Source organism: Saccharothrix sp. HUAS TT1, assembly GCF_040744945.1.
Lineage (GTDB): Bacteria > Actinomycetota > Actinomycetes > Mycobacteriales > Pseudonocardiaceae > Actinosynnema.
Map to the genome: position 1 here is coordinate 7,673,237 of NZ_CP160453.1, position 25,813 is coordinate 7,699,049.

General features: G+C 73.8%; 21 protein-coding genes. 8 read left to right on the forward strand and 13 right to left on the reverse strand.

Going from position 1 to position 25,813, the window contains the following annotated elements; all coding sequences use genetic code 11:
- Window positions 1–43: 43 nt before the first annotated feature.
- The gene (locus AB0F89_RS33585) at window positions 44–724 is read left to right on the forward strand and encodes a DUF742 domain-containing protein (RefSeq protein ID WP_367129896.1); all 681 of its coding nucleotides are present in this window, start codon (window positions 44–46) and stop codon (window positions 722–724) included.
- Window positions 725–748: 24 nt separating this feature from the next.
- On the opposite strand, the gene mug is transcribed toward AB0F89_RS33585, so the two are convergent.
- The 4 genes from mug to AB0F89_RS33605 are packed head-to-tail and all read right to left on the reverse strand — an operon-like array spanning window position 749 to window position 4,325.
- Window positions 749–1,273 carry a G/U mismatch-specific DNA glycosylase gene (gene mug / locus AB0F89_RS33590; protein WP_367129898.1) on the reverse strand — a complete coding sequence of 175 codons (525 nt, stop codon included), beginning with the start codon at window positions 1,271–1,273 and terminating at the stop codon, window positions 749–751.
- Window positions 1,270–3,069, reverse strand: a complete 1,800-nt coding sequence (locus AB0F89_RS33595; RefSeq protein ID WP_367129900.1) for a bifunctional UDP-sugar hydrolase/5'-nucleotidase — start codon at window positions 3,067–3,069, stop codon at window positions 1,270–1,272. The genes mug and AB0F89_RS33595 overlap by 4 nt, the downstream gene beginning before the upstream one ends.
- Before the next feature lie 28 nt (window positions 3,070–3,097).
- Window positions 3,098–3,760 carry a copper resistance protein CopC gene (locus tag AB0F89_RS33600; RefSeq protein WP_367129902.1) on the reverse strand — a complete coding sequence of 221 codons (663 nt, stop codon included), beginning with the start codon at window positions 3,758–3,760 and terminating at the stop codon, window positions 3,098–3,100.
- Window positions 3,761–3,770: 10 nt separating this feature from the next.
- Window positions 3,771–4,325, reverse strand: coding sequence for a hypothetical protein (locus AB0F89_RS33605; protein ID WP_367129904.1), 555 nt, complete (start codon window positions 4,323–4,325; stop codon window positions 3,771–3,773).
- A 148-nt stretch (window positions 4,326–4,473) separates the two neighbouring features.
- On the opposite strand from AB0F89_RS33605, the gene AB0F89_RS33610 reads away from it, so the two are divergent.
- The 5 genes from AB0F89_RS33610 to AB0F89_RS33630 all read left to right on the forward strand — a co-directional run bounded on the left by AB0F89_RS33610 (window position 4,474) and on the right by AB0F89_RS33630 (window position 11,595).
- Complete coding sequence (locus AB0F89_RS33610; protein WP_367129906.1) at window positions 4,474–5,214, forward strand: response regulator transcription factor; 741 nt, start codon at window positions 4,474–4,476, stop codon at window positions 5,212–5,214.
- Window positions 5,215–5,260: 46 nt separating this feature from the next.
- On the forward strand, window positions 5,261–6,664 hold the full coding sequence (locus tag AB0F89_RS33615) for a sensor histidine kinase (protein ID WP_367129908.1): 1,404 nt from the start codon (window positions 5,261–5,263) through the stop codon (window positions 6,662–6,664).
- Between the two features lie 85 nt (window positions 6,665–6,749).
- Window positions 6,750–8,537, forward strand: a complete 1,788-nt coding sequence (locus AB0F89_RS33620) for an ArnT family glycosyltransferase (RefSeq protein ID WP_367129910.1) — start codon at window positions 6,750–6,752, stop codon at window positions 8,535–8,537.
- Between the two features lie 38 nt (window positions 8,538–8,575).
- Window positions 8,576–9,778 carry a glycosyltransferase gene (locus AB0F89_RS33625; protein WP_367129912.1) on the forward strand — a complete coding sequence of 401 codons (1,203 nt, stop codon included), beginning with the start codon at window positions 8,576–8,578 and terminating at the stop codon, window positions 9,776–9,778.
- 35 nt (window positions 9,779–9,813) lie between these two features.
- A complete protein-coding gene (locus AB0F89_RS33630; protein WP_367129914.1) occupies window positions 9,814–11,595 on the forward strand; it encodes a glycosyltransferase family 39 protein in 1,782 nt (593 codons plus the stop codon).
- On the opposite strand, the gene AB0F89_RS33635 is transcribed toward AB0F89_RS33630, so the two are convergent.
- The 5 genes from AB0F89_RS33635 to AB0F89_RS33655 all read right to left on the reverse strand — a co-directional run bounded on the left by AB0F89_RS33635 (window position 11,580) and on the right by AB0F89_RS33655 (window position 18,036).
- Window positions 11,580–12,377 carry an SGNH/GDSL hydrolase family protein gene (locus tag AB0F89_RS33635; RefSeq protein WP_367129916.1) on the reverse strand — a complete coding sequence of 266 codons (798 nt, stop codon included), beginning with the start codon at window positions 12,375–12,377 and terminating at the stop codon, window positions 11,580–11,582. The two genes, AB0F89_RS33630 and AB0F89_RS33635, sit on opposite strands and share 16 nt — an antisense overlap.
- A gap of 184 nt (window positions 12,378–12,561) precedes the next feature.
- Window positions 12,562–13,761, reverse strand: a complete 1,200-nt coding sequence (locus tag AB0F89_RS33640) for a hypothetical protein (protein WP_367129918.1) — start codon at window positions 13,759–13,761, stop codon at window positions 12,562–12,564.
- 112 nt (window positions 13,762–13,873) lie between these two features.
- Window positions 13,874–14,815 (reverse strand): DUF389 domain-containing protein, encoded by a 942-nt coding sequence (locus AB0F89_RS33645; RefSeq protein ID WP_367129920.1) that lies wholly within the window; start codon window positions 14,813–14,815, stop codon window positions 13,874–13,876.
- 3 nt (window positions 14,816–14,818) lie between these two features.
- Window positions 14,819–16,630 carry an aspartate--tRNA ligase gene (gene aspS, locus AB0F89_RS33650; RefSeq protein ID WP_367129922.1) on the reverse strand — a complete coding sequence of 604 codons (1,812 nt, stop codon included), beginning with the start codon at window positions 16,628–16,630 and terminating at the stop codon, window positions 14,819–14,821.
- 218 nt (window positions 16,631–16,848) lie between these two features.
- Window positions 16,849–18,036, reverse strand: coding sequence for a S8 family peptidase (locus AB0F89_RS33655; RefSeq protein ID WP_367129924.1), 1,188 nt, complete (start codon window positions 18,034–18,036; stop codon window positions 16,849–16,851).
- A gap of 233 nt (window positions 18,037–18,269) precedes the next feature.
- On the opposite strand from AB0F89_RS33655, the gene AB0F89_RS33660 reads away from it, so the two are divergent.
- Window positions 18,270–18,725 (forward strand): GNAT family N-acetyltransferase, encoded by a 456-nt coding sequence (locus AB0F89_RS33660; protein WP_367129926.1) that lies wholly within the window; start codon window positions 18,270–18,272, stop codon window positions 18,723–18,725.
- Window positions 18,726–18,768: 43 nt separating this feature from the next.
- Here the strand turns inward: AB0F89_RS33660 and AB0F89_RS33665 are convergent, their stop codons facing one another.
- Window positions 18,769–19,884: a S8 family peptidase gene (locus tag AB0F89_RS33665; protein ID WP_367129928.1), complete on the reverse strand. Its 1,116-nt coding sequence runs from the start codon at window positions 19,882–19,884 to the stop codon at window positions 18,769–18,771.
- Window positions 19,885–19,916: 32 nt separating this feature from the next.
- Complete coding sequence (locus tag AB0F89_RS33670; protein ID WP_367129930.1) at window positions 19,917–21,035, reverse strand: S8 family peptidase; 1,119 nt, start codon at window positions 21,033–21,035, stop codon at window positions 19,917–19,919.
- Window positions 21,036–21,831: 796 nt separating this feature from the next.
- Between AB0F89_RS33670 and AB0F89_RS33675 the strand changes: the two genes are divergently transcribed.
- Window positions 21,832–22,761 carry a hypothetical protein gene (locus AB0F89_RS33675; RefSeq protein WP_367129932.1) on the forward strand — a complete coding sequence of 310 codons (930 nt, stop codon included), beginning with the start codon at window positions 21,832–21,834 and terminating at the stop codon, window positions 22,759–22,761.
- 1 nt (window position 22,762) lies between these two features.
- On the opposite strand, the gene AB0F89_RS33680 is transcribed toward AB0F89_RS33675, so the two are convergent.
- Together AB0F89_RS33680 and AB0F89_RS33685 are read right to left on the reverse strand one after the other, a co-directional pair.
- Complete coding sequence (locus tag AB0F89_RS33680; RefSeq protein WP_367139113.1) at window positions 22,763–23,920, reverse strand: acyl-CoA dehydrogenase family protein; 1,158 nt, start codon at window positions 23,918–23,920, stop codon at window positions 22,763–22,765.
- Window positions 23,921–23,922: 2 nt separating this feature from the next.
- Window positions 23,923–25,794: a biotin carboxylase N-terminal domain-containing protein gene (locus AB0F89_RS33685; RefSeq protein WP_367129934.1), complete on the reverse strand. Its 1,872-nt coding sequence runs from the start codon at window positions 25,792–25,794 to the stop codon at window positions 23,923–23,925.
- Between the last annotated feature and the right edge of the window lie 19 nt (window positions 25,795–25,813).

Here is a 25,813-nt window from a genome sequence, read left to right on the forward strand (position 1 = left end):
GCCGGACATCATCCGGACCGGGTTCGGTCTAGGTTCCCACAGGGTGAGCACAGGCAGCTCTGACCCGGAGCCGACCGGCGGCGAGCGCAGACGCCGCCGGTCCCCGCGCGGTGAGGTCGGCACGACCGGCGCCCGCTTCGGCTCCCCCGCACTGCGCCGCCACCTCGACGGGGAGCAACCGGCGCCGCCCGAGCCCGCGCGCAAGCGGCGGTCGCGCGGCGAGGTCGGCGCCACGGGCGCCCGGTTCGGCTCGGCGGCGTTGCGCCGCAGCCTGGAGGAGGTCCGCGACGACCCGCCGGCGGAGACCGCGCCGTTCCGGGCCGAGCCCCCGACCATCCCGGCCATCCCGGCCGCCCGGGAGCCCGAGCCCGCCGTCGAGGAGTTCTCCGGTCCCCTGGTCCGCCCCTACGCGTGGACCGGCGGCCGCACGGCGTCCGAGTACGACCTGAGGCTGGAGACGCTGGTCTCGCTGGAGGAGCGCGGCATCGCGGTGGCCATGCGCGACACCACGGCCGAGCAGCGGTCGATCGTGGAGGTGTGCGCCGACCCGCGGTCGGTGGCCGAGGTGTCCGCGCTGCTGGCGGTGCCGCTCGGCGTGGTGCGGGTGCTGCTCGGCGACCTCATCGGCATGGGCGTCGTCGCGGTGCACGACAACGCCGCCGCTCCCGGCGGGCCGGACCTCACCCTGCTGGAACGGGTGCTGGCCGGCCTGCGCGCCCTCTGAACCGACCCCTCCAGCCCGCCCCCTCTAGCCCGCCCGCTCGACCTCCGCCCGCAGCCGGCCGAACACCTCGGCCAGGTCGGCCAGCCGGTAGTGCGCGTTCAGCCCGCTCGGGTTCGGCAGCACCCACAGCCGGGCCGACGCGATCAGCTCCTCCTGCGGGCCGACCTTCGCGCCCTTGCGCCCGAACGCGGCCCGGTACGCCGTCACGCCGACGACCGCGACCACCTTCGGCCGGTGCTCGCGGGCCAGCTCGGTCAGCCGCGCGCCACCCGCCCGCAGCTCCTCGGCGGTCAGCTCGTCGGCCTTCGCCGTCGGTCGGGCGACCAGGTTCGTGATGCCCAGCCCGTAGCCCGGCAGCTCGTCCTGCTCGTCGGGGCGCAGCAGCCGCGGCGTGAAGCCGGACAGGTGCAGCGCCGGCCAGAACCGGTTGCCCGGCCGGGCGAAGTGCTGCCCCTTGGCGGCCGACATCAGACCGGGGTTGATGCCGCAGAACAACACCTCCAGCCCCGGCCCGAGCACGTCCGGCAGGGCGCCGTCCGCCGCGCTCACCCGACCACCACCGGGGTGCCGCCGACGACCAGCCGCCAGTCCACCCGGTGCAGCGCCGCCGGGTCGACCTCGCCCCGCTCCCGCACCCAGTCGATGATCAGCTGCCGGATCTCCAGCTGCCGGTTGTGCAGCACCGGAGCGGTGGCGACGTGCGGGAAGTTGCCGCCGCCCGACTGCCGGTAGTTGTTGACCGCCACCGCGAACGCCTGGTCCGCCGCCACCGGCGCGCCGTCGTAGGACAGGCCGGTGATCCGCTGCCCGACCGGCCGGGCCAGGTCGACGTCGTAGGTCAGCGGCGCGTCCAGGCCGGCCGCCACGTCGTAGAGGTAGTCGGGCGTGCCGCCCGCGTTGGTCAGCGCGTCCGGCCGGTGCGGGCCCGGCGTGGTCACCGCCTGGTAGTACGCCGCCGAGCGCTCCAGGTAGTCCTTGAGCTGCGCCCCGGTGAGGCGGACGCCGAACAGGGTGTTGTCGTAGACGTAGAGCCCGGCCACGTCCCGCACCGACACGTCGCCCGCCGGGATCGCGGCGGCCTTGTTGAACGGCGACGCCAGCGACAGCACGGGCAGCGCCGCGCCCAGGTCGGCCTTCAGCGCCTCGCCCTGCACCCGGTTGACGAAGTCGAGCACGGCGGTGTCCTCGTAGCGGGCGGTCGCCGCCGACATCGCCGCCTTCGACGTGCCGATCCTGGAGTTGACGTAGGCGACCACCTTGTCGTGGTCGTCGCGCAGCCGGCGGACGATGACCGGGTCCTCGGGCACGGTGGTGGTGTCGAGCACCTGCGAGCGGGACGCCTCGTTGCGCCAGCCCCGCCCCGGCGTCCAGACCAGGTCGAACTCCATCAGGCTGAGCCGCTTGCCCCAGAACAGCGGCTCGGTCAGCAGCACCCGCGCGCCGGTGGCCTTGTTCGTGACGAACCGCTGCGCGATCTCGGTGTGCGCGTGGCCGACCAGGATCGCGTCGATGCCCGGCACCTCCTCGGCGACCAGGGCCGAGCAGTTCTCCGGGAACGGCAGCAGGTCGCCCAGCGACGACGACAGGTCCGCGCCGGAGTGCGCCGCCACGACGACCAGGTCCGCGCCCGCCTCGCGCACCTTCGGCACCCACTCGCGGGCCTGCTCCAGCACGCCGGGGAACGTCATCCGGCCCTCGACGTGCGCCTTGTCCCAGATCGCGATGCCCGGGTTGGTCAGGCCGAGGACGCCGACCCGCAGCGGCGCGGCCCCGGTCCGCCACACGGTCTTGATCACGTACGGGCGGAACGCGGGCTCGCCGGTGGCCGCGTCGACCGCGTTCGCCGCGAGCAGCGGGAAGTCCAGCTGCTTCTCGAACGCGCGCAGCAGGGGGATGCCGTAGTTGAACTCGTGGTTGCCGAGCGCGGCGGCGTCGTAGCCGAGCTCGTTCATCGCGGTGGCCATCGGGTGCACGCGGCGGCGGCCGATGGGCTCGACCTTGGCGTAGTAGTACGCCAGCGGGGTGCCCTGGATGGTGTCGCCCGCGTCGATGAGCAGCGTCCGGTGCGCTCCTCGTTCCTGCCGGACGGCCTTGACCAGTGTGGACAGCTTCGCCAGGCCGACGTCGTTGTGCGCGGCGTCGTCGAACTCGCGGTCGGCGAAGTAGTCCCAGTTGAACACGTTGCCGTGCAGGTCGGTGGTGCCGAGGACGGTGAGCGTGAACCGCCGTCCCCCAGTCCGGTCTTCCGGGGCGGCCCGCGCCACCGTGTGGAACCCGGCGACGGCGAGCACGCCCGCGGCGCCGCCCGCGAGCAGGGCGCGGCGGTGCAGAGGAGATCCGGTCATGCGGCAGACCGTAACCATTGACGGTTGACTAGTCCGCTGCCTTTTCGGCGGTGTCGTCGCCCTTCGCACGTCGTCGCAGGCCGACGAAGACCGTGACGGCAGCCAGCGCCGCCACGGCCGCGATCAGGACCCACACCCACAGCGGCAGGCCGCCGTCGTCGCCGGAAGAGGAGGAGGACGTGGCCGCCGGGGTGGAAGTCCCGGTGGTCGGCTCGGTGATGGTGGCCACCGACGGGGTGGTGGTCGCGGTGGCCGTCGCGGTCTCCGCCGACGTCACGGCCGGTGGCGCGCCGGGCGTGGTGACGGCCGGCGCCTGCTGCCGGGGCGGCGCGGTCAGGGTGAACGCGTACGTGCCGTCCACGAAGTCGCCGTCCAGCGACTCGACCTGCCAGGCCACCTGGTACTGCCCGGCGGGCGAGCCGGTCTCCAGCAGCGCGACGGTCAGCGTCGCGCCGCGGGCGGTGACCTCCCCCAGCGGCCAGGCGCTGCCGTCGGGGGCCAGGACGGTGACCGTGGCGCTCTCGGCGGGCACCGGTTCGGTGAACGTCAGCGTGAGCTGCGTCGGCCGCTGCGGCAGCGACGCGCCGCTCGCCGGGTCGCTCGACACCAGCTCGGTGTGGGCGGACGCCGGGGCCGCCGCCCCGAGCAGGGCCAGGGTCGCCAGCAGCGCCGAGAGCGCCAATCGGGTCATACCGGTAGTTCTACCGGGTCGGAGGGGTCCCCTGCCGGCCGCCGCCCGCCCGCTGCGGGGGTCCGCCGCGCTGCACGTCGCCCTCCGTGATGCTGTCCGCGGTGGGCTCGTCGCCGGTCCCGGAGGAGGCGATGACGCTGACGACGTCGCCGACGGCGATGTCGTCCAGGTCGCCCTGGCCGCCGTTCACCCGCGTGTCGTCGTCGATCCGGTAGGTCCCGCTGAACCCGTCGGTGCTCTTCACCGTGATGGACGAGTCGCCGACCTCGGTGACCTCGCCGTTCTGGAACTCGCCGTGCTGCGCGTCGCCGAACGGCCCACCCATGATCACGAGACCGCCGCCGGGACCGCCGCGCACGCCGTAGCCGCCGGGTCCGCCCATCGCGCCCCGGGCCGCCTCGGGTTTGCTCGCCGCGTAGATGACCCCGCCGCCGACGGCGGCGATGCCCACGGCGATGGCGACCGCGGCGAGGGCCTTGCGGCCGTTCCAGCCGGGTCCCGCGGCGGCGGCCCGCGGCGGCGGTTCCTCGCCCCACGTCGGTTGCTGCTCGGTTTCGGTAGTCATGGCGACCAACGTCCCGGTGGAGCCTGTGCGTGGGCTGTGCGGTCCTTGGGCGGCGGCTGTGCGTGCGCCACGAGCGGTGGCGGGCGTTCACAGGTGGTACACAGGATCGGCACAGGTCCGGCTCAAGGGCCGGGATCACGATGGGAGCATGCGCCCAGTGTCCGCTTCGGGGTCCTCCCCTGAGCTCCGCCGCCCGGACGGCAGTCCCGTGCGTGTCCTGGTGGTCGACGACGAGTCCACCTTGGCCGAGCTGATGTCCATGGCGTTGCGGATGGAGCGGTGGGAGGTGCGCACCGCGCTGGACGGCACGTCCGCCGTGCGCACCGCGCGCGAGTTCCAGCCGGACGTGGTCGTGCTGGACGTGATGCTGCCCGACTTCGACGGGCTGGAGGTGCTGCGCCGGCTGCGCGTCGACCTGCCGGCGCTGCCCGTGCTGTTCCTGACCGCGAAGGACGCGGTGGAGGACCGGATCGCCGGGCTCACCGCGGGCGGCGACGACTACGTGACCAAGCCGTTCAGCCTGGAAGAGGTGGTGCTGCGGCTGCGCGGCCTGCTGCGCCGCACCGGCGTGACCGAGGCGCGTGCGGGCGCCGAGCTGGTGGTCGGCGACCTCGTGCTGGACGAGGAGACGCGCGAGGTGCGCCGAGGCGGCGCCCCGGTCGACCTCACCGCGACCGAGTTCGAGCTGCTGCGGTACCTGATGCGCAACCCCCGGCGGGTGCTGTCGAAGGCGCAGATCCTTGACCGGGTGTGGAACTACGACTTCGGCGGCCAGGCCAACATCGTCGAGCTGTACATCTCCTACCTGCGCAAGAAGATCGACGCGGGCCGGGCGCCGATGATCCACACGATGCGGGGCGCCGGGTATGTCCTCAAGCCGTCGACCTGACCGGCGGGCGTCGCGCGCCCGGAGCCGGCCGCTGCGGACCAAGCTGGTGGCGGCCCAGGTCGTGCTGCTGGCGGTGGTGTGCGCCATCATCGGCGTGACGACCGGGTTCGCGCTGCGGGACTCGCTGGTCGAGCAGGTGGACGGGAAGCTGTGGGAGGCGGCGGCCACGATCGGCCGCGACGTGGAGCGGGCGCCGCACACCCTGCCCGACGCGGCGCGGCCCGGCCCGCTGGGCGACGCGGGCTTCCCGCCCGGGACGCTGGCGCTGATCCGGCGCGGCGACGGCGTGGTGGACACCCAGCGGCAGCCGGTGGGCTTCGGCGACCGGGAGGGGCTGTCGGTCGACGTCACCAGGCAGATGGAGGGCGTGCCGCCCGACGCCCGCGCCCGCACGGCGGCGCTGGAGGGGCTGGGCGACCACCGGGTCCTCTCGCTGGTCACCCGGAGCGGGGCCGTGGTGACCGTCGGGATGCCGCTGGCCGACGTGAACAGCACGGTGTGGCGGATGGGGTGGGTGCTGGCCGGGGTGGCCCTGGCCGGGGTGATCGCGGTGAGCCTGGCGGGCGCGCTGATCGTGCGCCGCACGCTGCGCCCGCTGGAGCGGGTGGCCGCGACCGCGAGCCGGGTCGCCGAGCTGCCGCTGCACCAGGGCGAGGTGGCGCTGGCCGAGCGGGTGCCCGACGAGTACGCCGACCCCGGCACCGAGGTGGGCCAGGTCGGCCTGGCGCTGAACCGGATGCTCGGGCACGTCGGCAGCGCCCTGGAGGCCAGGCACGCCAGCGAGACCCGGGTCCGGCAGTTCGTCGCCGACGCCAGCCACGAGCTGCGCACCCCGCTGGCCGCCATCCGCGGCTACGCCGAGCTGACCCGGCGCACGTCCGACGAGGTGCCGCCGCGGATCGGGCACGCGATGCGGCGGGTGGAGTCCGAGGCGGTGCGGATGACGTCGCTGGTGGAGGACCTGCTGCTGCTGGCCCGGCTGGACGCGGGCCGGCCGCTGGCGCGCGAGCCGGTCGACCTGTCGCGGCTGGTGGTCGACACCGTCAGCGACGCCCGGATCGCCGGGCCGGACCACGAGTGGCGGCTGGCGCTGCCGCCGGACGCGGTCCAGGTGACCGGGGACGCGCACAAGCTGCACCAGGTGCTGGCGAACCTGCTGTCGAACGCGCGCACGCACACGCCGCCGGGCACGACCGTCACCACGTCGCTGTCCACTGTGGACCGGGCGGTGGAGGTGGCGGTGACCGACGACGGTCCGGGCATCCCGCCCGAGTCGCAGCGCGAGGTGTTCGAGCGGTTCAGCCGGGGCGACACGTCGCGGTCGCGGGCGGCCGGGAGCACCGGGCTCGGGCTGTCGATCGTGGCCGCCGTCGTGGCCTCGCACCACGGGTCCGTGCGGCTGGACAGCGAGCCGGGCCGGACCGCGTTCACCGTCCGCCTGCCGCGCTGATCGCGCACGGCGGGTTCAATCGCGCACAGCGGGCTCACAGGCGGGGCACAAGGGCCGCCCAGGGTCCGCCGACAGGCTCGACCCCATGCGAGCGCGACTACCACTGCTGGTGCTGTTGGCCGGGACGGCGGTGCTCTACCTGTGGCGCCTGGGTGACTCGGGGTGGGCCAACGCCTACTACTCCGCCGCCGCCCAGGCCGGCGCCGAGAGCTGGCACGCGTGGTTCTTCGGCGCGACCGACCCGGCGGGCTCGATCACGGTCGACAAGACACCGGCGGCGACCTGGGTGACGGGGCTGTCGGCCCGGCTGTTCGGGGTCAACGCCTGGAGCATCCTGGTACCGCAGGCGCTCATGGGCGTGGCGAGCGTGTGGCTCCTCCACGCCACCGTGCGCCGGACGGCCGGTGAGGCCGCCGGCCTGATCGCGGGCGCGGTGCTGGCGCTGACGCCGGTCGCGGTGCTGATGTTCCGGTTCAACAACCCGGACGCGCTGATGGTGCTGCTGCTCGTGGCGGGCGCGTACTGCGTGGTCCGGGCCACCGAGGGGGCGTCGGCGCGGTGGTTGGCGCTGGCCGGCGCGGCGGTGGGTTTCGCGTTCCTGGCCAAAATGCTCCAAGCGTTCCTGGTGCTGCCCGCGTTCGGGCTGACGTACCTGGTGTTCGCGCGGGCGCCGTTGCTGCGCAAGGCGCGGCACCTGGCCGTCGCGCTGGGCGCGGTCGTCGTCGCCGGCGGCTGGTGGGTGCTGGCGGTGGAGCTGACGCCCGCCGGCTCGCGGCCCCACGTCGGCGGCTCGCAGTCCGACAGCGTGCTGGAGCTGGCGCTGGGCTACAACGGGCTCGGCAGGTTGACCGGTGACGAGGTCGGCAGCGTCGGAGGCGGGGGCGGCTGGGGCACGGCCGGGTGGAGCAGGCTGCTCGGGGACGAGATGGGCGGTCAGATCGCCTGGTTGCTGCCGACCGCGCTGGTGCTGCTGGTCGCCGGCTGGTGGGCCGGGCGGACCGCGGAACGGGCCGGTCTCGCGCTGTGGGGCGGCTGGCTGGTCGTCACCGCCGCGGTGTTCAGCTTCATGAACGGCATCATCCACGCGTACTACACGGTGGCGCTGGCCCCGGCGATCGGGGCGTTGATCGGGATCGGCGCGGTCGCCCTGTGGCGCGAGCGGCACGAGCCCGCCGCGGCGGCGGCGCTGTCCGGCGCGCTGGCCGTGACCGCGCTCCAGTGCTACCTGCTGCTGCTGGACTGGTCCACCCCGCTGGCGGTGGTCGTGCTGGTCCTCGGCCTGGTCGGCGCGGTGGGCCTGTTCCTCGCGTCGACCGCGCCCGCCGCCGTGGTCGTGCCGGTCGCCGTGGTCGGCGCCCTGCTCGGACCGGGAGCCTACTCCGTCGCCACGGCCGCGACACCGCACTCCGGCGCGATCCCCAGCGCCGGTCCGGCGCAGGACCGGTCCGGTGGCGGACTGGTCCTGGTGGGACCGGGCGGCGCCACGCGGAACGCCGGTGGCGGCATGGGCGGTCTGCTCAACGCTCCAACACCGGGCGATGAACTGGTGGCGCTGCTGCGGGACAGCGAGGGCTTCACCTGGGCGGCGGCGACCGTCGGGTCGAACAACGCGGCCGGGTACCAGCTCGGCAGCGGCGAGCCGGTGATGGCCGTCGGCGGCTTCAACGGCACCGATCCCGCGCCCACGCTGGAGGAGTTCCAGGAGCTGGTCCGAGGCGGGCGGATCCACTACTTCCTCGGCGGAGCCGGGGTGCGCGCCGAGACCGGCAGCGACGCGGCGCGGCGGATCGCCGAGTGGGTGGCCGACGCGTTCAGCGCGACGGAGGTCGACGGCGTCACCGTCCACGACCTCACAGCGGACGCACAGCGATGACACACGAACCGCCCAGCGACGCGCCCGAGGGTGGCGTCATGACCTTCGCGACGCTCACGACGACCACCGTGCTCGACGTGGTGGTGCCGGTGCACAACGAGGAGCGCGACCTCGCGCCCTGCGTGCGCGAGCTGCACGCCGACCTCAGGCGGACGTTCCCCCACCCGTTCCGGATCACCATCGCGAACAACGCGAGCACCGACGGGACGCGCGCCGTCGCCGACGCGCTGACCCGCGAGCTGCCCGGCGTCGTCGCGGTGCACCTGGCCGAGAAGGGGCGCGGTCGGGCGCTGAAGGAGGTGTGGTCGGCGTCGGACGCCGCCGTGCTGGCGTACATGGACGTCGACCTGTCCACCGACCTGGCCGCCCTCGCGCCGCTGGTGGCGTCGTTGACCTCCGGGCACTCGGACCTGGCGATCGGCAGCCGGCTGGCGCGCGGCGCGCGGGTGGTGCGCGGACCCAAGCGCGAGTTCGTCTCCCGCTGCTACAACCTGATCCTGCGCGGCGCGCTGTCGACCCGGTTCACCGACGCGCAGTGCGGGTTCAAGGCGATCCGCGCCGACGTCGCCCGGCGGCTGCTGCCGCACGTCGAGGACACCGGCTGGTTCTTCGACACCGAGCTGCTGGTGCTCGCCGAACGGGCGGGCGCGCGCATCCACGAGGTGCCGGTGGACTGGGTGGACGACCCGGACAGCCGGGTGGACCTCGTCCCGACCGCCGTGGCCGACCTCAAGGGCGTCGCCCGGGTGGCGCGCGGCCTGGTGACCGGGCGCATCCCGATCGGCGACCTGCGCGCCCAGCTGGGGAGGGAGCCGCTGGAGCCGCGGACGCCGGGCGTGCCCGCCGGGCTGTTCCGGCAGCTGGTCCGGTTCGGCGCGGTCGGCGCGGTCAGCACGCTCGCCTACCTGCTGCTGTTCGTGCTGCTGCGCGACGGCCTCGGCGCGCAGGGCGCGAACCTGGTGGCGCTGCTGGTCACCGCCGTCGCCAACACCGCGGCCAACCGCCGGTTCACGTTCGGCGTGCGCGGTCGGCGCGGCGCCGGGCGGCACCAGTTCGAGGGGCTGCTCGTGTTCGGCCTCGGCCTCGGGCTGACCAGCGGCTCGCTGGCCCTGCTGCACCTGGTCGCCGCGCCCGGCGGTCCGGCCGAGCTGGCCGCCGTCGTCGGGGCCAACCTGCTCGCCACCGTGCTGCGGTTCCTGCTGCTGCGCAACTGGGTGTTCCGGCCCCGCACCAACCGATGACCGACTCGACCCCGGGGACACCTTCCATGATCACCATGACAGCGCCCGAGACCGCGCACACCGCGCCGCGGTCGGGCCGGAACTGGACCACGCCCGCGCTCGTCGTGCTGCTGGCCGGGACCGCGTTGCTCTACCTGTGGGACATCACCGCGTCCGGCTGGGGCAACAGCTACTACGCGGCGGCCACCCAGGCGGGCTCGCAGAGCTGGGTCGCGTGGCTGTTCGGCGGGTCCGACGCCGGTGGCGCGATCACCGTCGACAAGCCGCCCGCCGCGCTGTGGGTGAGCGGGTTGTTCGCGCGGGTCTTCGGGTTCTCCAGCTGGACCGCGCTCGCGCCGCAGGCCGTCGAGGGGGTGCTGGCCGTCTGGCTGCTGCACGCCACGGTGAAGCGCACGTCCGGCCCGGTGGCCGGGTTGATGGCCGGCGCGGCCCTCGCCGTGACGCCGGTCGCCGTGCTGGTGTTCCGGTTCAACCTGCCCGACGCGCTGCTGGTGCTGCTGATGGTGGCGGGCGCGTACTGCACCGTGCGGGCGTTGGAGAAGGCGTCCGGCTGGTGGCTGGCGCTGGCGGGCGTGGCGATCGGGTTCGCCTTCCTGGCCAAGATGGGCCAGGCGTTCCTGGTGCTGCCCGCGTTCACCGCGGTCTACCTGCTGGCCGCGCCGACGTCGCTCGGCAGGCGGTTGCTGCACCTGCTCGGCGCGGGGCTGGCGGTGGCGGTGTCCGCCGGGTGGTTCGTCGCGCTGGTCGAGCTGTGGCCGACCGGGTCGCGGCCCTACATCGGCGGGTCGGCGAACGACTCGCTGTGGGAGCTGGCGATCGGCTACAACGGCCTCGGCCGGATCTTCGGCGGCGGCGGCGGTGGTGACGGCGGGGGTGGCGGCAACCTCGGGTTCGGCGGCGAGACCGGCATCGGGCGGCTGTTCGGGGCGAGCATGGGCGGCGAGGTCTCCTGGCTGCTGCCCGCCGCGCTGGTCGGGCTGGTGGCCGGGCTGTGGTTCACCCGACGGCTGCCGCGCACCGACCGCACCCGCGCGGCCCTGGTCATGTGGGGTCTCTGGGTGCTGGGCAACGGGGTCGTGTTCAGCTTCATGAGCGGCATCACGCACCCGTACTACACGGTCGCTGTCGCGCCGGGCGTCGCCGCGCTCGTCGCCATCGCGGGCCGTGAGCTGTGGCGGGGTCGCGGTCACCTGCCGGTGCGGGTGGCGCTCGCGGCGGTGGTCGCCGCCGCCGGGTTCTGGGGGTTCGCGCTGCTCCAGCGGTTCGGCGAGTGGCTGCCCGCGCTGCGCTGGGCGGTGGCGGTGCTGACCGTGCTGGTGGCGACGGCGATCGTGGTGGGCGTGCGCCGGGTGGCCGCGCTTGCGCTGGTCACGTCGGTGTTGTCGACGGCGGCGTTCGGCGTGGCCACCGCCGCCACCCCGCACTCCGGTTCGATCCCGATGTCCGGGCCCGCCTCGTACGCGGGCGGGGGCGGCGTGGGCGGTGGCCGGGTGGGGACGACGTCGGACGAACTGGTCGACCTGCTCAGGGGCACGACGTCGACGTGGGCGGCGGCGACGGTGAGCGCGCAGGGCGCGGCCGAGCTGTCCCTGGACTCCGGCAAGGCCGTGATCGGCATCGGCGGCTGGAGCGGCGGCGACCCCGCGCCGACGTTGGACGAGTTCCGGCAGTACGTCGCGGACGGTCGGATCGGCTACTTCGTCACCGGTGGGACGGGCGGTGGCGGGATGCGCGGTGGCGACGAGATCGGCGAGTGGGTCGCGGCGAACCACGAGGCCGTGACGATCGGCGGGGTGACCGTCTACGAGCTCGGCTGACGGCCGGTCGCGGCAGCGGTCGGCGCGGGGTGGCCCGTCCAGGAGCGGTACACGATCGTGGCGGCGTAGGGCACCAGGTCACGCCCGCGCCGCCACAGCCACGGGATGCCCTTCACCACCAACCACGCCACGTGGTGCAGCGGCGTCACGTCGAGCCCGCCCGTGCAGACCGGCGACACCCGGCCCGGCACCTCGCAGCCCGCCTGCGCCAACCGCCGCGCGAACGCCGCCGCCAGCCGCCGGTGCCCGACCTCGGACGGGTGCAGCCGGTCCACCGCCCAGGTGTCCACCTCGTAGGCGCCGGTCAGCAGGTCGAGGTCGACGCACTCGACGCCGTGCCGCCGCACCACGGCGTCGATGACCGCGTTCAGCTCGCCGATCCGCGCCCGCAGCGCCCGCCGCAGCGGGCCGGGCAGCCGGAACACCCGGCTGTGGTCGTGGAACCGCACGGTGACGACGGTCGACCCGGCCGACACCAGCGCGGACACGACCGCGTCCAGGTCGGCGTGCAGGCGGCGGGCGTCGAAGTCGGACCGCAGGGTGTCGTTCATCCCGACCAGCACCACGGCCGCGTCCGGGCTCGTGGCAAGCGCCCGTGGCAGCTGCTCGTGCCGCACGGACGACACCCGGGCGCCGGTGAACGAGGCGTTCAGGTACCGCGCGTCCGGGAACGCGGCCGCGAGGAGCGCGCCGACACCGCGCCAGCCGCCGGGCACGGGATCGCCCACGCCGACCGTCGTCGAGTCGCCCAGGACCACCAGGCTGCGCACCGTCTTGGCCACACCGGAGACCATCGCGCGGCGACGTGACGGGCCGGGGACGAACCGGGAACCACGAACCGAGCGCTGGGGGAAACCGGGGGTGCGACGGCGGTCCGCGATCGGGCGCGGGCGGAAGCCCGGTGCGGCGGCCGGCCGTCAACCAGGCGGCTGTCGGTCAGCCGGTCGTCGGTCAGGCGGCCGTCGGCTAGCGGAAAGCCGGGTACAGCGGCAGTTCGGCCGCCCGTGCGCCGTAGCGCGACACCAGCGCCGAGATCACGTCCTCGGCGTGCGCGGCGATGTGCTTGGCGCCCGCGGCCAGCGCGTCGGACCGCAGCCGCACCCACCGCGACGTCAGCACCACCACGCGCGGGGGCGAGTCGAGCGGGCGGTGGCCGGACGGCAGCGCCGAGTCCAGTCCGGGCAGGCCGCGCCACGTGCCCAGCCACACCCACAGCAACTGGGCCTCCAGCAACCGGGGCAGGAACACCGCGTCGTCGTCCAGGTCCGGCCACACCGACGACACCTCGGCCCGCCACGCCGCGACCATCGCCTCCGACATCCCGGCGGGCAGCCCGTACGCGCACCAGCACGACGGGAACGGCACCCGCAGGCACGCCGCGTCGAACACGATGTCCCGCACGCACCCGCCCTCGAAGTCGAGGAACCGCACGCCCTTGCTGGTCACCAGGTGGTTGTCCGGGCACGACGTGGACGGGCTGAACGCCCGCCGGCGGGACGTCACGAACCCGCGCACGGCCTGCTCGGCGAACGTGCGCACGGACTCGGGCGTGTCGACTTCCAACGATTCAACCAGCAGCTCGGGCAGCCCGGCCAGCGCCGTGTGCACGTCCACCACGATCGGGTCGGCGCAGCACTGGCTGCCCTGGCGGCGCATCAACGCGTCGAAGTCCGCGTCCCGCCCGGCGGTCGTCGCGTGCAGCCGGCCCATGGCGTGCGCCCACGACAGCAGCCCGCGCTCGGCGGCCCGCGCGTCGGAGCCGAGCAGCTTGTCCGCCAACCGCGGCGCCTTGCCCAGGTCTTCGAGCACCACCAGCCGCTTGGCGTTGTCCTGCGCGACCAGCTCGGGGGTGAGGCGTTCCTCGGACGGCAGCGCGGTGAGCAGCTTGTGGCTCACCACCTCGTGCGCGAACGGGTCGCGGTCGGCCACCGGTGACGGGTAGCGCTTGAGGACCAGCGTGCGCGGCAGCGAGAACGGGGTGTGCGCCACCCGGACGCGCGCGACCACGGACCGGCCCGCTCCCCCGAGGTCTTCGGGGTCGGCCAGTCGGACCGGTGCGCCGAACCTCCCGCTCAGCACCGACTCGGCCGCCGCCACCGCGTCGTCCAGCTCGGAGGGGGCGGCGTCGTCGATGTCCTGCGGGCCGGCGGTGATCTCCACACTCATCACCTCCGACCCTACTCCCGGTGGCCACCGGGCTGACAGAACCCGTCCGGGCACCGTGACGGTAGTGCTCACGGGCCGTCGGCTACCACCTTTTGTGGAAAACGCGGCCCGGTCAACCGCCGGCGAGGGGTCGCCCCAGGTCACGGGCCTGGCCGCTGCGGTTGCGCAGCGCCAGGACCAGCGCCGCAGCCACCACCACGCCGCCCAGGTTCACCGCCAGCTGTGCAATCGACTGGAGGCATATGTCCCACTGGCCGAGAACGGCGGCGACCGCGGCGTAGCCCGCGGCGGGAACCGTGGTGACCGAGATGAACACCCCGACGAGCGCCGCGGACTTGGCCGACGTCATCGACAGCATCCCGGCCGCCCCCGCGAGCAGCGCCACGATCAACGAGAACGGCCCGACCTGGAAGACGAAGTCGAGCTCGTGCCCGGCCAGGGCCAGGTCGGGGTCGAACAGCCCGGTGCGCGAGCCGACCCAGGCGCCGGCCGCGGTGAGCACCACCGCCACCGGGAAGCCGACGACCAGCGCCAGCGCCGCCCGGCGGACCAGGTCCCAGCGCCGCAGCACCAGGCCGACGGAGATCGCGGCCAGCGGCCCGAACTCCGGTCCGACGACCATCGCGCCGACCAGCGTGACGGGCGAGTCCGTCACCACGGCGACCGCCGTGAGCAGGCACGCGATCACCAGGAACGACAGGAAGGTGGCGTTGAGCCGGGACTCCTCGCCGGTGCGGGCCAGCAGCTCCTCCCACACCACGGCGTCCGCGCCGTCACCGGGCGCGTTCTCCTCGGCGCGGTCGGCGGCGTCGGACAGGGCGGTGTCGATCTGCTCCAGCGTGACGCCGCCGTCGTGGTCGAGGCCGAGGTCGCACAGGGAGGCCACCACCTCGTCGGTGGCCTCCCTGGCGACGTCGGCCTCGACCACGTCACCCGCGGGGTCGATCGCCGCGCCGCGCAGCAGCACGACGTGCGTGACGCCGGCGTGCTCGCGCAGCGCGGTCAGCACCGCGTCGGTGCGCTCGACCGGGCAGATGGCCCGCAGGTGCAGCACGGTCTACTGCGCCGACTTCTCCGGGGCGGACTTCTCCTGCGCCGGCTTCTCCGGGGCGGGCTTGAAGTCCACCCCGGCTTCCTTGCGCTGCTGCGGCGTGATCGGCGCGGGCGCGGCGGTCAGCGGGTCGTAGCCGCCGCCGCTCTTCGGGAACGCGATGACCTCGCGGATCGAGTCGTACCCGCCGAGCAGCATGGCGATCCGGTCCCAGCCGAACGCGATGCCGCCGTGCGGCGGCGCGCCGTACTTGAACGCGTCCAGCAGGAAGCCGAACTTCTCCTGCGCCTCCTCGGGCGAGATGCCCATGACCTGGAACGCCCGCTGCTGCACGTCGGCGCGGTGGATACGGATCGACCCGCCGCCGATCTCGTTGCCGTTGCACACGATGTCGTAGGCGTAGGCCAGGGCGTTGCCCGGGTCCTCCTCGAACCGGTCGATCCACTCCGGCGTCGGCGAGGTGAACGCGTGGTGCAGCGCGGTCCACTTGCCGCTGCCGACCGCGACGTCGTCGCCGATCTTGTCGACCGCCTCGAACATGGGGAAGTCGACCACCCAGACGAACGACCAGGCGTTCTCGTCGACCAGGCCGACCCGGTGCGCGATCTCCACCCGGGCCGCGCCGAGCAGCGCCCGCGCGCCGTCCGGGTCGCCCGCGCCGAAGAACACGCAGTCGCCGGGGTTCGCGCCGACGGCCTTGGCCAGGCCGTCGCGCTCGGCGTCGGACAGGTTCTTGGCGACCGGGCCGCCGAGCGTGCCGTCCTCCTGGACCAGCACGTACGCCAAGCCCTTGGCGCCGCGCTGCTTGGCCCACTCCTGCCACGCGTCGAGCGTGCGGCGGGGCTGGGACGCGCCGCCGGGCATGACGACCGCGCCCACGTACGCCGCCTGGAACACCCGGAACGGGGTGTCCTTGAAGTACTCGGTCAGCTCGGTCAGTTCGAGGTCGAAGCGCAGGTCCGGCTTGTCGGTGCCGTACTTGGCCATCGCCTCGGCGTAGGAGATGCGGCGGAACGGCCGGGCGATCTCGTGGTCGGCCAGCCCCTGCCACAGCGCGGAGACGATCTTCTCGCCGAGCGCGATCACGTCGTCCTGCTCGACGAAGCTCATCTCGATGTCGAGCTGGGTGAACTCGGGCTGCCGGTCGGCGCGGAAGTCCTCGTCCCGGTAGCAGCGGGCGATCTGGTAGTACCGCTCCAGGCCGCCGACCATGAGCAGCTGCTTGAACAGCTGCGGCGACTGCGGCAGCGCGTACCAGGAGCCGGGGCGCAACCGCGCGGGCACCAGGAAGTCGCGCGCGCCCTCGGGCGTGGAGCGGGTCAGCGTGGGGGTCTCGACCTCGACGAAGTCCTCGGCGTGCAGCACGTCGCGGGCGATCCGGTTGGCCTCGCTGCGCAGCCGCATGGCCTTGGCCGGGCCGCTGCGGCGCAGGTCGAGGTAGCGGTGGCGCAGCCGCGCCTCCTCGCCGACCTCCAGGTGCTCGTCCAGCTGGAACGGCAGCGGCGCGGCCTCGTTGAGGACTTCCAGCTCGCTGGCGTAGACCTCGACGTCGCCGGTGGGCAGGTCGGGGTTCTCGCTGCCCTCGGGGCGGCGGGTCACGTCGCCGACGACCTTGACCACGAACTCCGAGCGCAGCTTGTGCGCGCGCTCGGCCATCTCGCCCTCGCGGAAGACGACCTGCGCCACCCCCGAGGCGTCCCGGAAGTCGATGAAGATCACGCCACCGTGATCGCGCCTGCGGGCCACCCACCCGGTCAGGGTGACGGACTGCCCGGCGTGCTCGGCGCGGAGCTTCCCGGCCTCGTGCGTGCGCATCACGGGAACTGCTCTCCTTGGGGGGTAGCTCGACTGACGACTGGTCATCAAGGCTAGCCAACGGCCCCGTGGTCGACGCCACCAGGTTTGCCCCGGCAGCGGGGGTGGGCGCGGCGGCGCCGGGCGAACGTCGGGGAAATCCGCGATCCGCAGGTGGGAGCCCCGGGACGCGGCCGGGGCCGCCCCTGGTCAGGGACGGCCCCGGAACACGTGGTGCGGGATCAGGCGCTGGGCGCCAGGTAGAGCAGGCGGTTCGGGGAACCGGTGCCCGGGCTGGTCACCTTGCTCGTGGTGGCCTGGCCGACCAGGTAGCTCGCCACCTGGGCCGGGGTCGCCGAGCGGGCGCCCTGCAGGTAGCGGGCCGCCGCGCCGGCGACGTGCGGGGTCGCCATCGAGGTGCCACTGATGGTGTTGGTGGCCGAGTCGCTGGTGTGCCACGCCGAGGTGATCGACGAGCCCGGCGCGAAGATGTCCAGCACCGAGCCGTAGTTCGAGTAGCTGGCGCGGGCGTCGGTGTTGGTGGTGGCGCCGACGGTGATCGCCGCGGCCACGCGGGCCGGGGAGAAGCTGGAGGCGTTGGTGTTGCTGTTGCCCGCCGCGATGGCGTAGGTGACGCCCGCCGCGATCGACCGGCTGACCGCCGAGTCGATGGTGGTGGAGACGCCGCCGCCGAGGCTCATGTTCGCCACGGCCGGCTTGACGTGGTTGTTGGTCACCCAGTCGATGCCCTCGACCACGTCGGCGGTGGTGCCGCTGCCGGCGTTGTTCAGCACGCGCACGCCGTACACCGTCGCGCCCTTGGCGACGCCGTACTGGCTGCCCGCGATGGTGCCCGCGACGTGCGTGCCGTGGCCGTTGCCGTCCTGGGCGACGGAGTCGTTGTCGACCGCGTCCCAGCCGTTGCGCGCCCGGCCGCCGAACGTGCTGTGGCTGATCCGCACGCCGGTGTCGATGACGTAGACGTTCACGCCCGCGCCGGTCGAGGTGTAGCTGTAGGACCGGTCCAGCGGCAGGTTGCGCTGGTCGATGCGGTCCAGGCCCCACGACGGCGGGTTGGTCTGGGTCGCCTGGGTGGTGAACACCTGGTCCTGCTCGACGTACTCGACGGCCGGGTTGGCCGCGAGCCGCTTGGCCGCCGCCTCGGGCAGCGACACGGTGAAGCCGTTGATCGCGCTGCGGAACACGGTGTCGACCTTGCCGCCGTACTGGCCCGCCAGGCCCTCGGCGGACGCGGACACGCCGTCCTTGAGCTTGACGATGAAGTGGTCGCGGACCTTGTGGGTCGCGTCGGCGGCGCGGATCTCGCCCTCGGCGGCCTGCGCCGGGGCGGCCAACAGGGACGTCGCGGTGACGGCGAGCGCCGTCACACCGACGCCGGCCAGGAACCGGACCTGTCGTGACTGTCGCATGCGGATTCCGTTCTTCGAACGGTGACCCCAACCCACCCCGAGGAGCTTTGCAGGGCTCGGGGGTGACGTTGGGCCACCTTGCCCTCGCTGACAGTCACTAAGGTAGGCAACTCGGACATTAACCCGGAAGTGTGAACAATTGCCAGTTAAACCAGCACCGTCAACAATCCGCCTGACCTGCGGCTTCCCATAATCCGGGAGCGTGGGCGGCGGGTCGGCGCTACGGTCCCGCCATGCGCTTGGAACCGGTCACCGAGGACAACTACCGGGTCGTCACCGGCCTGGAGGTGCACGAGGAGCAGCGGTCGTTCGTCGCGACGAACCTCAAGTCGATCGCGGACGCCTGGATCCACCGCCCGAAGTTGCAACCGCTTGCGCTGTTCAGCGGAGCGGACCTGGTGGGATTCACCCTGCTGGAGCGGGACCGGCCGGAGGTGCTGCACATCGTCCGGTTCATGATCGACCGGCGGGCGCAGGGCCGCGGCCTGGGCCGCAAGGGGCTGGCAGCGATCGCGGAGGTGGCGCGCGCGGAGGGTCGGGGCGAGCTGGTGCTGAGCGTGGTGCCGGGCAACGCGGTGGCCCGCGGGCTGTACGCGGCGTTCGGGTTCGCCGACACGGGCGAGGTGGACGGGGGCGAGGTCGTGATGCGCTGCGTCCTCGCCCCCTCGGCCCACCTGGCCGACCAGTAGGTCGCCGAACCGGCCACCGGATCACCGGCCGGCGGTCACCGGGCTACCGGGCCGGCGGCCAGTGCAGCAGGCGGCCCCAGGTCAGCGGGGTCGCCTCGGCGACCACCGCGGCGTGCACCTGCGCGGGGGTGGCGGTCGGGTTCAGCTGCAGGAACCTCAGCGTCACCCCGGTGACGTAGGCCGTGGACAGCGACGTGCCGCTGAGCGTGTTCGTGGCGGTGTCGCCGGTGTGCCACGCCACCGTGATGCTCACCCCGTGGGCGTAGACGTCGACCACCGCGCCGTAGTTCGAGAACGAAGCGCGGGTGTCGGCGTTGGTCGACGCACCGGACGTGATCGCCTCCGTCACCCGGGCGGGTGAGAAGTTGGCCGCGTTGGAGTTGCTGCCACCCGCCGTCACCGACGCGGTCACGCCCGCGGCGATCAGCCGGCGCACCGCGTCGTCCACCGCGGTCGACGGGCCGCCGCCCAGGCTCAGGTTCGCCGAAGCGGGCTTGACGTGGTTGCGCGCCACCCAGTCGATGCCCGCGATGACGGTCGCGGTCGTGCCGCTGCCGTTGCCGCCGAACACCCGCACGCCGCACACCAGGGCCTGCTTCGCGACCCCGTTCGTGCGACCCGCGATGAGGGACGCGATGGCCGTGCCGTGACCGTTGTCGTCCTGCGGCACGGCGTCGTTGTCGACCGCGTCATAACCGGGGCACGTGCGGCCCGCGATCTCGGTGTGCGTGGTCCGCAGGCCGGTGTCGATCACGTACGCCCTGGTCCGCGCACCGGTCGAGGTGTAGCTGTACGCGCGGTCGAGGGGCAGCGACCGCTGGTCGAGCCGGTCCAGCCCGAACGGCGGGTTGTACTGGGTGGTGTGCGGGCGCACGACCTGGTCCTGCTCGACGTAGGCCACCGCGGGGTCGGCGGCGAGCCGGCGCGCCCGCTCCGCGGTCAACGAGACCGCGAAGCCGCCGAACGCCGGGAACGCGCGGGTGACCCGGCCGTCGACCACGGCCGGGAGGACGGCGTCGTCCTTGAGCTTGACGACGTAGCTGCCGGGCACGGCCCACGCCGAGTCCGCGTGCAGGACGGCGGCCTCGGCGTGGGCCGGGGTGGTCAGGATCGAGACGGCGAGGGCGGCGACGCCCAGGCCGGACAACAGCTTGCGCATGGCAGGGCTCCTTTGCGGGGAGGGGTGGGCGGCTACCGCGAGGGCGACCAGTAGAGGAGCCGGCCGCCCCACGGCAGCGGCGTCGCCTCGCGCACGATCTCGGCGTGCACCTGGGCGGGCGTGGCCGCGGCGTTGCCCTGGAGGTACCGGACGGCGACGCCGCTGACGAACGCGGTCGCCATGGACGTGCCGCTCAGCGTGTTGGTGGCGGTGTCGCTCGTGTGCCACGCCGACGTGATGCCGACGCCCGGCGCGTACAGGTCCACGCCCGGCCCGTAGTTGGAGAACGACGCCCTGGTGTCGGCCTGGCCGGTGGCGCCGGACGTGATCGCCTCGACCACCCGGGCGGGCGAGGTGTTGCCGACGTTGCTGTTGCTGCCGCCGGCGGTGACGGACGCGGAGACGCCCGAGGCGATCAGCCGCCGGACCGCGTCGTCCAGCGCGACCGACGCGCCGCCGCCGAGGCTGAAGTTCGCCACGGCGGGCCGCTGCGCGTTCCGCGCCACCCAGTCCACGCCCGCGATGACGCCCGCGATGGTGCCGCTGCCCTGGGCGTTGAGCACCCGGACGCCCGCCACCCGCACGCCCTTGGCCACGCCGTACGTGCGGCCGGCGATGATGCCCGCGACGTGCGTGCCGTGGCCGTTGTCGTCCTGGGCGACGGAGTCGTTGTCGACGGCGTCCCAGCCGTGCACTGCCCGCCCGGCGAACTCGGTGTGCGTGACCCGGATGCCGGTGTCGATCACGTACGCGGTGACGCCCGCGCCGACGGAGGTGTAGTCGTAGGTGGTGCTCAGCGGGGTGGACCGCTGGTCGATGCGGTCCAGGCCCCACGGCGCGCCGGTCTGCGTGGTGTGGGCGCGCACGACCTGGTCCTGCTCGACGTAGGCCACCGCCGGGTCGGCGGCGAGCCGGCGGGCCTGCTTGGCGGTCAACGAGACCGCGAAGCCGCCGAACCCGGCGAACGTGCGGGTGATCCGGCCGTCGACCACGGCCGGGAGGACGGCGCCGTCCTTGAGCTTGACGACGTAGCTGCCGGGCACGGCGGTGGGCGAGCCCGCGTGCAGGACGACGCCCTCGGCGTGGGCGGGTGCGGCGAGCAGGGTGGTGGTCAGCGCGGCCACGGCCAGGCCCGGTAAGAGCTTGCGCATACGGCTGTCCTTCGCAGGGGGAGGAACCCCGGCGCGGATCACGCGCGGGGGTTGCCAGTGTGCCGAACCGGGCCGGGGCCGTGGGCGTCCATCGGGGTGTCGGTTCGGGGGAACCCGCGACGCTCATCCGCGGACCGAGACCGCATCACGGCGGACTCGGCGCGGGCGATGCCGACAACGTGATTGAAGCGCCATTCAACACTGTGGAGAAAATACGGTCGACCCCGCTGTCGAAACGAGAAGCGGGCGTGTCCGGGCACCTGGCGGAGAAGTTCTCCAGGGTAACTATGTATCCCTTGCGGGCGACATCCGGGCGCTCGCCGCCGGACCGGCGGTCGCCGACCCCGCCGGCAGCGCCGCCACCAGCGAGGACATCGCGGCCCAACACCCGCCCCGGAGGTCAACGTGAGCTTGCGCATAGGCGGTTTCCGGTTCTTCGCGGTGAACGGTTGCCGGCACCGATCGAGACGGGGTACAAAACCCACCGGACCAACCGGATGTGCCCTGCGTCACCCCAGGTGGTGGTCGTTGTGGTCTGTTCGGGTACCGGGAAGCGGCCGGACGCCCGAGCGCGGTGCCGCCATCACGCGGTACCGGGCTCTTCACAGCCCGGCTGTTAATGAGAATTCAAACATTCCACAGCCGACGGGATTTTGCCGTCCGATTCGGTTAAATTCACGACGGGAAACCCGATCGGCTGTACCGCACCGGCGATTTCGCACGATAACGTCGCTCGCCTTGTCCATGGGAGAACGGAGCGAAGATGCCTACGCCAGTCGTCGGACCGGATTCGCGGGTGCGCGATCCCCGACGGATCGACGCGGGGGCCGACCCCTTCGCGAACGCATTGCGCACGGCCATCCGAGCCAAAGGGCTCAGCCTGGAACGCATCCAGCACAAGCTGCGGGGGCGGGGCGTGGCGGTCAGCATCGCCGCGCTGAGCTACTGGCAGTCCGGCCGACGACGACCGGAGCGACCCGACTCGCTGGCCGCGGTCGGGCACCTGGAGGAGATCCTGGACGTGGGTGCGGGCGGGCTCAGCTCGCTGCTCGGACCGCCCCGGCCTCGCGGCAAGGCGCGACCGCGCACGCGCGTGTCCGGACCCGAGGGCTGGGTCGGCGAGAACGACTACGCCACCATCGCGGAGCTGCTGGCCGACATCGACACCACCACCGACCAGGACCTCACCCGGCTCAGCCTGCGCGACCAGGTGGAGCTGGCGATGGACGGCAGCACCCGCCGGGTGCGCTCGCGGCAGGTGCTGCGCGCCGAGCGCTCGGGCGTCGACCGGGTGCTGCTCGGCTACGACACCCGGCTGCCCGGCGACCCGCTGCCGGTGATCGGCACGCTGCGGTCGTGCAGACTGGGGCGGGTGTCCGCCGACCCGCGCAACGGTCTGATGGTCGCCGAACTGCTGCTCGACCGCCCGCTGCGCCGGGGTGAGCGGACCGCCGTCGAGTACGAGCTGATCCACGTGGCGCCGCACCACCCGACGTTCGACAACACCCACTCGCGCCGCTTCCGCCACCCCGTCCGCGAGTACGTGCTGGAGGTCCGGTACGACTCCCGGTGCCGGCCCGCGCGCTGCGAGCAGTTCACGACCGGTCTGACCGGCGGCGAGCCGACCGACGTCCGCGAGACCCCGGTGGACACCTGGGGCTACGCGTACGCGGTCGCGCTCGACTTCGGTCCCGGCGTGGTCGGCCTGCGCTGGGAATGGGCCTGACTCAGTAGGAGCGCGGCAGCCCCAGGGTGTGCTGCGCCACGAAGTTCAGGATCATCTCCCGGCTGACCGGGGCGATCCGGGACAACCGGGACGCGGCCAGCATGGCGCCCAGTCCGTACTCGGACGACAGCCCGTTGCCGCCGTGGACCTGGATGGCCTGGTCCACCGCTCCCGCCACCGCCTCCCCCGCCGCGTACTTGGCCATGTTGGCCGCCTCACCAGCAGCCCGGTCCTCCCCAGCGTCGTAGAGAGCCGCGGCCTTCTGGGTCATCAGCCTCGCCAGCTCGACCTGGATCGCGCACTGCGCCAACGGGTGCGCGATGCCCTGGTGCGCGCCGATGGGCGCGTCCCAGACGGTCCTGGTGCGGGCGTACTCGCTCGCCTGGTCGAGTGCGCGGCGGGCCATGCCGGTGGCGAAGGACGCCGCCATGATCCGCTCCGGGTTCAGCCCGGCGAACAGCTGGGCCAGCCCCGCGTCCTCCGAGCCGACCAGCGCGTCGGACGGCAGGCGGACGTCGTCGAAGAAGCAGGTGAACTGCTTCTCCGGGGACAGCACCTCCATCGGGATGTGCTGGTGGGTGAAGCCGGGCGCGTTCGTCGGCACGACCATCAACGAGGGGAGCAGCCGCCGGCCGGTCGCGTCCACGTGGCGCGCCACCACCATGACGGCCTCGACCTCGTCCACGCCGGAGATGTAGGTCTTGCCGCCGGACAGGACCCACTCGTCGCCGTCGCGCCGGACGGAGGTGGTGAGCTTGTGCGAGTTGGAGCCCGCGTCGGACTCGGTGATGGCGAACGCCATCTTCGTGGTGCCGTCGGCGAACCCGGGCAGCCACCGCCGCTTCTGCTCGGCGGTGCCGAAGCGGGCGATGACGGTGGCGCAGATGGCGGGCGAGACGACGGTCAGCAGCAGCGGGCAGCCCGCCCTGGCCAGTTCCTCGCACACGGCGGCCAGGTCGCCGATGCCGCCGCCACCGCCGCCGTACTCCTCGGGCACGGCCACGCCGAGGTAGCCGAGCCGGCCCGCCTCGGCCCACAGCTCGTGCGTCTTCTCGCCGGCCCGCGCCTTGGCGGTGAAGTAGTCGTGGCCGTACTTGCCCGCCATGTCGGCGACGGCCCGGCGCAACGCCCGCCGCTCCTCGCCCTCGGTGAAGTTGATCGTCACGACGCGTCCTCCACTACTACCGCGAGCACGTCGCCCGCATCGACCTGCTGACCTGCCCGCACGAGCACTTCGGCCACCTCGCCGCCGGTGGCGGCCAGCACCCGGTGCTCCATCTTCATCGCCTCCAGCACCAGCAGCTCCGCGCCCGCCCCGACCCGCTGCCCCGGCTCGACGGCGACCCGCACGACCGTGCCGGGCATCGGCGCGACGGTGGCGCCCTCGGCGACCTTGGCCCGCGGCTCGGGGAACCGGGGCCGCAGTTCCAGGGACACCGGGCCGACCTCCACCCGGTTGCCGTGCACCGCGACCGGGTGCGTCGTGCGCACCCCGTCCCGCTCGAAGGTGACCGCGTCCGGCGTGGCGTCGACGACCGCCAGGTCGAGGCTCGTCACCACGCCCGCGCGGGTGTGCCGGTAGTCGACCTCGACCACCTCGCCGCGGTGCTCGAACGCGGTCCGCTGCGGCTGGGACGGCAGGTTCCGCCAGCCGAGCGGCAGGGCGGTGCGCCGCCGTTCGGCCAGCGCGAGGGCGGCGGCGAGGGCGGCGGGGCGCACGTCGAGCGGCGGCGGCGTGGTGAGGCCGTGCTGGTCGAGGAAACCGGTGTGCGTGTCACCGGCCGCGAACGCCGGGTGCCGCAGGGTGCGGACCAGCAGGTCGCGGTTGGTCACCAGGCCGTGCAGCTCGGCGCGGTCCAGCGCGGCGGCGAGCTTGCGGATCGCCGCGTGCCTGGTCGGCGCCCACGCGATCACCTTGGCCAGCATCGGGTCGTAGTGCACGCCGACCTCGCTGCCGTCCTCCACACCGCTGTCCACCCGCACCCCGGGCGGGAGGGCGAACCGGTGCAGGACGCCGCTCGACGGCCGCCAGTCGTGCGCCGGGTCCTCGGCGTAGAGCCGGGCCTCGACGGCGTGGCCGGTGGGCGTCGGCGGTTCGGCGGGCAGGCGGGCGCCCTCGGCGATGGCGAGCTGCCAGGCGACCAGGTCGACGCCGAAGACCTCCTCGGTGACCGGGTGCTCCACCTGGAGGCGGGTGTTGACCTCCAGGAAGTGGAACGAGCCGTCGTCGGTGAAGAGGAATTCGACCGTGCCCGCGCCGACGTACCCGATCGCCTCGGCGGCCCTGGTGGCGGCGGCGAAGAGGCAGGCGCGGGCCTGCGGCGTCACGGCGGGGCTCGGCGCCTCCTCGATGATCTTCTGGTGCCGGCGCTGGATGGAGCACTCGCGCTCGCCCAACGCCCACACCGTGCCGTGCGCGTCGGCGAGGACCTGCACCTCGACGTGGCGGGCGTGCTCCAGCAGCGGTTCGCAGAACACGGTGCCGTCGCCGAACGCCGATTCGGCCTCGCGCCGGGCGGCGGCCACCTGGCCGGGAAGCTCGGCCGCCGATCGCACCACCCGCATCCCGCGCCCACCGCCGCCGGCGGACGCCTTGACCAGCAGCGGGAACTCGGAGGCCGACTCCGGGTCCAGCTCGGGCAGGACCGGCACCCCGGCCGCCGCCATCAGCTCCTTGGCCGCGACCTTCGCGCCCATCGCGTCGATCACGCCGGGGTCCGGGCCGACCCACGTCAGCCCGGCGGCCTGGACGGCGCGGGCGAAGGCGGCGTTCTCGGACAGGAACCCGTAGCCGGGGTGCACCGCGTCCGCGCCGGCGGCCAGGGCGGCGGCGACCAGGGCGTCGGCGCGCAGGTAGGTCTCGCCGGGGGTGGCGCCGGGCAGCCGGACGGCGGCGTCGGCCTCCCGGACGTGCGGTGAGCGCTCGTCGGGATCGGAGAACACGGCCACCGGCGACACGCCGACCTCGCGGCAGGTCCGGATCACCCGCCGGGCGATCTCGCCCCGGTTGGCGATCAGCAGTGTGCGGATCATCGCGTCCTCACTTCGAAGG